Raw genomic sequence first — 4,797 nt, forward strand, 5'->3', positions numbered from 1 at the left:
AAACGGAAGCATCGCAAGGCCGAAGCCCAGGCGAATCTTCCACAAAGCCCGATGCAGCTCCAACCGCATAACCGCCATCGCCGCAGCCATCCTCACCCTGGAGCGCCCACGCTGAAAATTCTCACTGCCACATGCCAAGACCGACGTGAAGGACCACGGGCGGACTCACATCATTTATCTGTCGAGTCAGTTCCGGCATGTCCCAGCCCTGGCCCTCAATCCTCACGAACCAATCACCGATACAGCGTAGGCGATCAGCCACAGCAGTCCGGTGCCCAGCAGCACGCGATCTTTGAGGACGACGTCTTCGGGAGCTCCCGCTGTGCCGCGGTCCGCGAACAGCGCATAGCGAAGCACGCCGAAGACGAACGGGACGATAGACAGCTGACGCCACAGGTCGGGGCCCTCGCCCTGGTTACCCAGGGCCCACAGACAGTAGGCCAGCACGGTGATGCCCGCCGATGTTTGCCAGACGAACCGGAGGTAGCCAGTCGTGTAGTGGGCAAGCAACTTGCGAGACTCTGCTGCCTGATCACCCATGAGCACGAGTTCGGAGTACCGCTTCGCCCCCACCATGAACAGGGAACCGAAGCCGGTGGTAATCAAGAACCATTGTGACAGCGTGATGTTCGCTGCGATGCCGCCGAACATCGAACGCAGCACGAAGCCAGAGGCGACGATCACCAAGTCGACTACCAGGACATGCTTGAGCCGGGCAGAATACAGCACCTGAACAACCAGATAGATCCCGAGAACGGTGGCAGTGCCGACACTGCAGAGCAGCGCGGTCCCCACTAGTGAGCCGAGGGCCAACAGGATGCCGGCCGCGTAGGCTGCGGGAAGCGGGACGATTCCTGCAGCGACCGGCCGGTGGCGCTTGGCCGGGTGAGCCCGGTCGGCTTCAACGTCCAAGGCATCGTTGATGAGGTAGATACTGGAGGTGGCTGCGCAGAAAAGCAGGAAGACGATGGCACTCTGCCGCAGGATGTCGATGTCGCTTAACTGCCCGGCCGCTGCGGGTGCGGCCAGGACGAGGATGTTCTTGACCCACTGGTGCGGTCGAGCGTTGCGCACCAGGCCGCCGGGGAGCGCGACAAGGGAGAACGTTGCTGTCGTCGGCGGAGTGGCATGTGTCTGCGACGCTTCATCAGTTTTTGCGGTCTTTTTTGGCTGCTCGGTGGTAGGGGCCGGGGCGGCCATGATGTCAGTGGCGTCAGCCATCGCAGCGTCCTCCCAGAGCCACCCAGCGCTGGCCGGCCTGGGCCACTGCGGCGCCCATGGCCGCGCCGACGACGACGTCGCTCGGGAAGTGCACGCCCACGACGAGACGCGAGAAGCACAGTGCCGCTGCCGCCGTCCGCAGGGGCAACACAGGCATCATCGAACCGAAGGAAACTGCGGCTGCGGCCGCCGAGGCGGCGTGCGAACTGGGAAAGCTGTGCTTGCTAGCGGTCTTCATCAGCGGCTCCAGGCCGGGGACTTGTGGCCTTGGGCGCCGGACGACCTGCTTGACGACCATGCTGGCCAGATGGGCACTGGCAACAAGGCCAGTCGCTCGCAGCCACTGCCCGCAGCGCTCGCGGTCGCGGGCAGCACCCGCCAGTCCGATGGCCAGCCACCCTGTGGCGTGTCCGCCGTACCAAGACAGGGCACGGGCCGCCGTGACGGATTGCTCGTCGGCGAAGTATCTGCGTACCGAGAGTAAAATCCGCTGGTCAGCTTTCGCCACGGTTGAATGCAGATCTGACATAGGTGGGCATCCTCTCGGGTTGAATGTGTGCGTGCAACTCAACGAGGTGGGTACGGTGCAACGGTTTGCGTACCCGGAGGTTAATTCAGAACTGTTCCCACAGCTCAGGCCCGGCTGTCGAGATTCAGGCATATCTAGGACCTGAAAATGCTACCTAATCTCGGCCGATTGGCCTCCGAGCGTAGAATTAGACATAATGACAAGCACGCCGGATTGTGTCGGAGAGATTTTTGGATTACCTGATCCGATTAAGGGGCCATCGAGAACTGCAAAGGGACCCAGGCTGCGTACCAGCCCGAGGCCAGGCCCAGAGTGAGCAGCACTGTGATTCGGGTTGGGAGTCTGGACCTGGAGAGTGCGTGGGCGGTTGGGATCATGAGCGGGAAGACTGGCATCAGGTAACGGGGAATCGTTCCGGCCCAGTGGTGCATGCTCACGACCGTAGTCAGCGATGCCATGGCGTAAACAGTCAGGACCAAGGGAAGGCGTTCTTGCAGCATGAAGATGATCAGGGCGGGCAGCGCCAATAGGCACAGGGCGGTGACGATCCTAGGAAGCTCCACGGAGCCCCCGGCGGTAAGCCCCGTGGTCAGCGTCTTCCAGGTGGTCTTACCACCATCGAAGGTCTCACCCCAGTTGTTCTTCTGAATTACAAAGTAGGTGTCAATGCGACCGTAGCGGGCTGCAAGGTAGCCGAAGTATGACAGCAGCCCTAGCGGCGAGAGAATAATTGCGGGAAGTGGTCGCCAGCCGTCAGTGCGCTTGTACAGCACCCATAGTGCGGTGAGGACAACCGCACTAACGACTGCGCCAGCGGTCGGGCGACTCAGGCCGCATGGCACGCACAGCAGTCCGGCCAAAGTCCAGCGATGCCGCATCGTCGCGTGGAGTGTCCAGACCGCCAAGGCAATGAACAGGGATTCGGTGTAAACAAGTTGCTGAACGACGGCGGTCGGCAGCAGGGCCAGCAAACCAGCGAGCATGGTACCGGTGAGGGCACCCCGGAGTTCGGAACCGATCTTGAACAGGCCCCAAGCCGCTACCAAAGACGCGACCGTGGAAATCAACATGCCAGCCAGGGTCAAGTCCACACCTGTGAGCGCAATCCAGCGCATCAACATCGGATAAAGCGGAAAGAATGCCTGCGTCACCTCCGTCCCAGGCCTATCGCCTCTGAAGAAGTGGAGCTCTTTCGGATACCCGTTCAGGGCGATATTCCGGTAGAAAACGGAGTCCCACATGACTCCGATGTTGTGCCACGGGTCCGCACTAGCCTGCCCGGCCAGCCACCAGTAGGCAAGAAGACTCACCAACCGCAGCCCGGCGTACAAACCTAAGGCCGGCGCGACGGTCCGCAGGTGTGCCGCGAGACGACCTTCACGACGGACTGTTGCACCGTCACGTGAACGGACACATGCCTGATCTGCCATTGAAGTCCCAGAGCTGTCCCGAAGTTGATCAGATATGACCGCGCGCCTTTGGTGGCACAGAATTCCGACCTATGAGCGTTTCACCCCATAGTTTTCGTTTGAGCATGTAGGGCCGCCTCAACATTTCGGGGCGGTTTAATCAACGAGGCAATTAGATCGATTATGGCTAGATGAAGAATTAACCCTCCCCGACCTGACTCCGGGACATGTCGTCCTACTGTAAACGGAATGGCGAGAAGCCTTCAACCTGGGCGTTTAGACCACCCAGCCCTATTGGATAATGGGTTCTTGGAGGATCAGGACTTACCTTAGTAAAGAGAAAATACCCAAACGAGCCATGTGCGCGTTGGTCCGAGATGGCGTAAGGCGCATGAGCAGACCGGAGCATAGGCAGAATCTCTATTAAGAATCAACAGACCTGTTCGGGAACAACCGGGAAGTGGTCCGTGACTGGGTGCGCCGAGCCGAGGTCTGCAGGCGCACTCCCACCGGATGGCCGAACCCTTACACCCGGTCACAATCGGGCCCAGCAACATTATAGCGAGAGAGCCCAAGTCCGATAACTTGGACACCAGAACAATTTCGCCGGGGCGATGAATTTTACGAACTAGCTGCCAACATTTGATCTGATGACATGGCACTCGTACGGCACCCTCTCAATCTCCCCCCTCCTACTCCAGGATTACTCCCAAACTTCCCTTACAGGTATCTAGGCTATGCGCGATGTCAGCCAGTAGTGCTGGATTGTCCATACTCGATGTGGCCCGTGAAACGCTCGGACCAGGTGGCGTCGTTGTCCACAGTGATGGTGAAGTCGTACCAGCCGGCGTTGTAGGAGACGGCATTGAAGAACTCCGTCTCCTGCGACGCGACAGCGACGGAGTAGGTCTTGTCCCAGGTACGGTACTGGTTGGATTTGATCCGGAAAACCACATTCTGGGTGCCATGATTCTTCATGTTGAAGATGACAGCCAGCTTGCCGCTCGAGGAGTGAATCTCAAAAGTAAACTTTACGGAGACGTGCTTGCCCTGGGCTACCTTGGACGCATCCCCGGTGAAGCTGCGCAGGAATCGGTTGGGCCCAATGACAGTGAAGTCGTACTTGCCGCTTCCGACGTTGAAGAAGTCCTCTTGCCCAGAGTCCGCGCCGATGGTGTACTGCCAGGGACCGCCACTGCGGTAGGCGTTAGCGTAAATGGCGAAGTGGGCGGCGCTGGTGGCGTACTCGCCCAGATTCAGCATGCGGATCCAGATCGACATCGAGCCATCCGACACTTGGGTGCGATCGAGATAGGCGTTGGTTTGGTAAGGCAGAGCGCACGCCGACTTGGTGCCCGATTCCTGAGCGGGTGTGGTGTCGGTGCTTGGGGGTGGGATTCGTGCCGGTGGTGCCAGGGACCTCTCCGGCCGGTGCCGCAGGGCCGAGCGTAGGAAGAGTGTAGGTGGAGGCGTCCTTACTGAAGTCGAAGACGCTAAGGGCTGTCCTGTTATTGGTTCAGGGGATGCAGGTTGGCTGGTTCGTTTCCTCTGTCATCCGGTCAGGGTGGGGTTGTGGGGGCGGGCGATGCCGGGTATGGCGTGGTGGACGCCGTCGCCTTTGAGGCGGCAGTCGCGGAG

The 4,797-nt window shown here is 60.0% G+C and carries 4 protein-coding genes and 1 pseudogene; all 5 read right to left on the reverse strand.

All coding sequences use genetic code 11. The features are described 5' to 3' along the window. Positions 1–222 precede the first annotated feature (222 nt). Positions 223–1,221, reverse strand: coding sequence for a decaprenyl-phosphate phosphoribosyltransferase (locus tag LUZ64_RS36295; RefSeq protein ID WP_232390643.1), 999 nt, complete (start codon positions 1,219–1,221; stop codon positions 223–225). Then, positions 1,214–1,750 (reverse strand): phosphatase PAP2 family protein, encoded by a 537-nt coding sequence (locus tag LUZ64_RS36300; protein ID WP_095584380.1) that lies wholly within the window; start codon positions 1,748–1,750, stop codon positions 1,214–1,216. The genes LUZ64_RS36295 and LUZ64_RS36300 overlap by 8 nt, the downstream gene beginning before the upstream one ends. 248 nt (positions 1,751–1,998) lie before the next feature. Continuing rightward, positions 1,999–2,991, reverse strand: coding sequence for a putative hexosyltransferase (locus LUZ64_RS36305; protein WP_143593433.1), 993 nt, complete (start codon positions 2,989–2,991; stop codon positions 1,999–2,001). Positions 2,992–3,906: 915 nt separating this feature from the next. Continuing rightward, on the reverse strand, positions 3,907–4,671 hold the full coding sequence (locus LUZ64_RS36310; RefSeq protein ID WP_308251455.1) for a phospholipase domain-containing protein: 765 nt from the start codon (positions 4,669–4,671) through the stop codon (positions 3,907–3,909). A 39-nt stretch (positions 4,672–4,710) separates the two neighbouring features. Continuing rightward, positions 4,711–4,797: pseudogene (locus tag LUZ64_RS36315) on the reverse strand (IS5/IS1182 family transposase); the annotation flags it as partial.

The organism is Streptomyces albireticuli (genome assembly GCF_021228125.1).
GTDB classification, from domain to species: domain Bacteria; phylum Actinomycetota; class Actinomycetes; order Streptomycetales; family Streptomycetaceae; genus Streptomyces; species Streptomyces albireticuli.

What these genes read in the sequence shown, in the direction of transcription:
- LUZ64_RS36305 (WP_143593433.1), bottom strand. Translation starts at nt 2,991, where the DNA reads ATGTGGGACTCCGTTTTCTACCGGAATATCGCCCTGAACGGGTATCCG.
- LUZ64_RS36295 (WP_232390643.1), bottom strand. Translation starts at nt 1,221, where the DNA reads ATGGCTGACGCCACTGACATCATGGCCGCCCCGGCCCCTACCACCGAG.
- LUZ64_RS36300 (WP_095584380.1), bottom strand. Translation starts at nt 1,750, where the DNA reads ATGTCAGATCTGCATTCAACCGTGGCGAAAGCTGACCAGCGGATTTTA.